Source organism: Acinetobacter sichuanensis, from assembly GCF_003024515.2.
GTDB classification, from domain to species: Bacteria; Pseudomonadota; Gammaproteobacteria; order Pseudomonadales; family Moraxellaceae; genus Acinetobacter; species Acinetobacter sichuanensis.
This window is the reverse complement of record NZ_PYIX02000090.1, coordinates 1-4592: the sequence shown is the minus strand read 5'-3', so window position 1 is coordinate 4592 and position 4592 is coordinate 1. Positions and strand designations below refer to the sequence as shown.

The window sequence follows — 4592 nt, the reverse complement described above, 5'->3', positions numbered from 1 at the left end:
GTACTCCATATTCGCAACACCAATCTTCTTCACCGCGGATGCTTTAGTCACAAACTCGTAGTCCGAAAGCATTGCGGGAATAGAATCACTTGTTGAAGTACCGGGACCACGGACGTGACCGCCTGTGGCGAAGCCTGCTGCTACAGATTGAATACTTGAAACAATACTAGCACCTAGTGATGCAACGGTACCCATTGCAGCAATATTGGCTGGGAAAGGTGCATTAAGCGCTTTTGCCATAGCATCAGGAATTTGAACAGCAGCAGAGGCAATAGCAAAACCCTTTTCTACAACTAGCATTCCTCTGTAAATACCAGTTCTTTCAGCTCCAGATTCTTTCAACATATTTGTGATTGTCCCAAACATGTCACTTGCCATACTGAACTGAAGTGCTCTTGATGAAGACCAATATTCTTGATCTATGAGTTTCATCCGATCATGATGTTCTTGCCAAGCCTTCTCTCTTAATGCTGCAATCTCAAACAAGTCAGCAGTTGGATCTTGCTCTTGCTGATCAATAGATGACATATTTGAGTTAAATAGTTCTTCAGATGTATTATATCGCTCATTACGAGTATGACCGAGCTGATCCATCTCACCTGTTCCATAAATCTCAGATTGAATCGAACCCCAGTTTTGCAGAGCATTATCTGACCTATTTTTTACCTCCTCTTGTTTCTGAAGTCTCAGCATTTCACGCTTGAAATTGCGCTCCTGAAGATCATTAACTTCAATAAGCTTCTGCTCCTCAAGTTCATAACGTTTTTCCATTGCTTGCGTTTCAGATATAAATTGCAAACGCATTTGGAACTCGCGCTCTTCTCTTGCAAACTGAATTACAGCGAGTTCATATTTCTCCTGTTGATCCAGTAACTGAATAGCTTGATTTCTCTGATCTCTAGAAAGCTCAATATCTCGAGAAGCATAAAACTTCTTCTGATTAAAACTATCTTTTAGAAGTTGGATTTCTGTTTTCTGGAAGCTTGAATAATCATCAAGTTTTGTTTTAAGTGCATATTCTGCTATTGCAACTTCACTATCGGCACGAGTTTGGTATTCAGCTTTAAGTTCTTTCGTTCGCTTTGGAGAAAAACCAGCCTTATCAATTTCAAGTAACTTATCTTTAAGGTTTTCACGAATTTTTGTAACTTCATTTGCAACTTCCAGTTCAAGTGCCTTTCTTGACTTAGCTTGTTCTATTTGAAACTCAAGAAAATCCTTTAGCTCACCAATACTATCAGTTGTTCCTTTAGACTTGAGACTAGAACCTCCCAGCCCCACAATCCATTTATTAACTGAGGGCGCAAAGTTAGCGACCTCTTTATTTCTTTTGACCGAACCTGTTACACGACCTGTTTTTTCGAATTGACGAGAACCACCAACACCCGCATTGTGGGATCGAATGGCAGCCTCCCAACTGCCTAATTTTTCATAAGCAATAGCAAGATTTTTAGCTACAATCTCAGCGATAACAGGTAAATTTTTAGAGTCGGCAATACTTATTTTATTGTCTTTTCTATAGTCACCTGTTGTCTGAAAGTAGCCTATCGCACCTGTTGGACTAACCGCATTCTTATTACCACCTGATTCTTGAGCCATTAGACCTGCAAGATAATTTTTAGGAACACCATATTTCGCACCAATAGAGTCCAAATCATATTTTGCAGATAAGGTTGCAACTTTTTGAAGCATCTTTAGTTCATCTTGGGTATATTTATATTGCTTTTCATTCTCCTTATTTTGCTTCCTTTTAGCCTTTGTTATCTCATCTTCTTTCTCTTTTACCTTATCAAGAATATTCTGAGCTTGAATAATACGATTGATTTCTTCTGTTGTTACAATAGCTGTCACGCCATCACCCAAGGCTTTCTGCTTCTCCTCTTGGAGTTTATTAATTTGATCAATCACCTCTTTGCTAAAGCCCAAATTCATGTAAGCTAGACGCTCATTTGCACTAAGAACATCCTGATTTAAGCTATCAAAGTAGTCTTTCTGGGCTTTGGCTGCTTTTTCAGCAGCTGTTTTATTTTTAGTTAATTCTTCAGTATTTTCTTGAATACCAAACTTAGCAGTCTGAGCTTTACGTCCAGTCAATTCAACTTCAATACCAAATAGGCGCATTTTCTCTTTTGTGTTTGAGGCTTCTTCAGCATTTTTATTGAAAATTTCGGCATTCTTTTTAAATGAGTTGTAAACCTCCTTATCGATGCGAATTTCATTAAAACGCTTGACTGCCTCACTCATACCAATAGTGCCATTTCGAGCATCTTGAACAACCTGTATAACTTCCTTGTTGCCTTTATACAGTTTCTCAATAGCATTTAATTGCATATTAATTGTACTGCTAGATTGCTCCAATGCTTCATTTTGACGCTTGAATGAGGCTGTCATATCATCCACAGCCTTATCTTTCTCAAGACCTTTTAAAGCCAATAATTCCTCTTTAGCTTTTTTGGCAACTTCGGCTTGTTCTTCAAGTTTTTTGTTAGCCTCATCTGCACGTTTTTGCATATACATATAGCCCGCTGCTAGAGCTGCTACACCAATTGTTAAAACGCCAACAGTTCCACCAACAGCATTAAAAATTCTTGTTGCACGAGAACGCGCCGCATTGTTAGCATTTTGTGCCAAGGTATCCGCGTTTACTGCTGCTGTATGAGCTGCTGTAGCAGATGTAGAAGCTCTCTCAAGTGGCAACAATGTTGTTTGCACATAGGTAAGGCGCTTCATGCCTGTTAATCGTGCTGCCGTTGCTTGAGCATCTGCTAATTGCATTGCACGAAGTTGAGCAATAGCACCTGTTCTTGATACTTCTGCTGTTGTAGCTTGTGCCACTGCTTGCAATTCACCCAACATTGATGCACGTCGTGCAATTGAGCTTGTTGTCGCTGCATGTATAGAAACTGTTTGTGTGAGAATTGCCTTAGTCAGCATCGTAACACCACCTAAGACAGCAACATTTGCAATTAAATTCATATTCTCTGCAAGTGTTTTGATTGAAGATGACAACATTACTGCTGCACCAGAAGACTCACCTGCACCACCAATAAACTGTGTAGCCGCATTGGAAAATTGAGTAATACTTTGCCCAATCGTAAAGTTGGTTTTTCCAAAGTCCTCTTCAATCGAACCTGACATTTTTTCAATCGCCTGAACCATTTTGTCTGTAGTTAATTCACCTGCTGAGGACATTTTTTTCAACTCTTCACGAGTAACACCCAAACCTTTAGCAAAAACCTCCATTAGATAGCCCGCATTCTCGTTTATAGACACGAACTCGTCGCCTAAAAGTGCATTCCGATCAAATGCTTGTGACAACTGATAGATTGCTGCACTTGCTGCCTGAGCACTAGAACCTGAGTTGCTAATAGACTTTGAAATGGATTCTGTAACCTTGGCTACTTTTTCCTGACTTAATCCTAATTTTTCACTGTTATACTGGATCTTCTGATAAATCGCTGCTGTACCACCCCATGCAGCCCCCGATCTTTGAGCAATATCAAAAGTATCTTTCATTGCTTTATTTAGTTCTTGCTGACTATTAGTGACTAAACGAAGACGGTTATTTAGATTTGTCCAATCATCCATTTTAGCAATCGCTGCACCTGCAGTAACCACACCCATCATATACCCAGCAAGTTGACGACAAGCTACAGAAAAACCATCCATAGAACGCGATGCAAAGTCACCATTACGCTGAATACTTCTCAACTCGCGATCTAATGCTTGCGCGTTTCGCTCAGCATTTCGTGAGTCAATCACGATTCTTAAAATTGATTCTTGAGCCATTTCATTTTTCCTCAGGCAATAAAAAAGCCCGCAGATGCGAGCTATAGGTGTAAAAAAACCGTCTAATGGCGGTTAAATTTTGTTTGGTAACTTAGTAATCACTCATTTGATCCCATGACTTTCTTAACTTCTCTGCGTCACTATACATTTCATTAAATTTTTGTTTCTCTGAAAGATTTAAATACATTTTTTTGTCTAATTCACTAAATGCATTTTCCTTGACTCCAATAATACTTTGTATCTTACCATCAAGAAAAAAGTTAGAGCCGTTTAATTCAGCAAATGGTATATCAACACTAACACCCTCATTTTCTTCGCTTTCTATATTAGTCATCATATATGTATCCAATGCTTGGGGGGACATTTGGTCATTTTTCAGCATGTAGATAAATTCACATTGGTAGCTTCCTCGCAATGCCGCCCCATATGAATTATTAGCATCATAATCTATATCAACTAAAAACTCTCGAAAGCGTATTTTCTCTTCTATATGGCTTTTTTTAAGCTGACCATCATCAAACAAGATGTACTTATAGACTCTATATACATTATCAGGGGTTGCTATAAAAGTAGAAATGGTTGCTTGATCAATTTTGAGGCTTGATGGACTTTTTAAAGACGCTCTTAAATACTCCTTACATTTATCATATCCAGTATTAAGAAGCTCTTTATCTAAACCCGTGTTGGTTTCCTTACACCCCACCAACCATACCAACACTCCTAAAAGCAAAACCTTCTTCATACCCCACTCCAAACCTTAAAATTTAGACCAAGATACTAATTTATGTATAAAAAAACCACAC

At 38.7% G+C, this 4592-nt stretch carries 2 protein-coding genes; both read right to left on the bottom strand.

The genetic code is table 11. The features are described 5' to 3' along the window. Positions 1-3789, bottom strand: a 3789-nt coding sequence (locus C9E89_RS21545; protein ID WP_107010175.1) for a tape measure protein, incomplete at its 3' end; no start/stop codon positions are given. A gap of 91 nt (positions 3790-3880) precedes the next feature. After that, positions 3881-4531 (bottom strand): hypothetical protein, encoded by a 651-nt coding sequence (locus C9E89_RS21540; protein WP_107010176.1) that lies wholly within the window; start codon positions 4529-4531, stop codon positions 3881-3883. Positions 4532-4592: the final 61 nt, after the last annotated feature.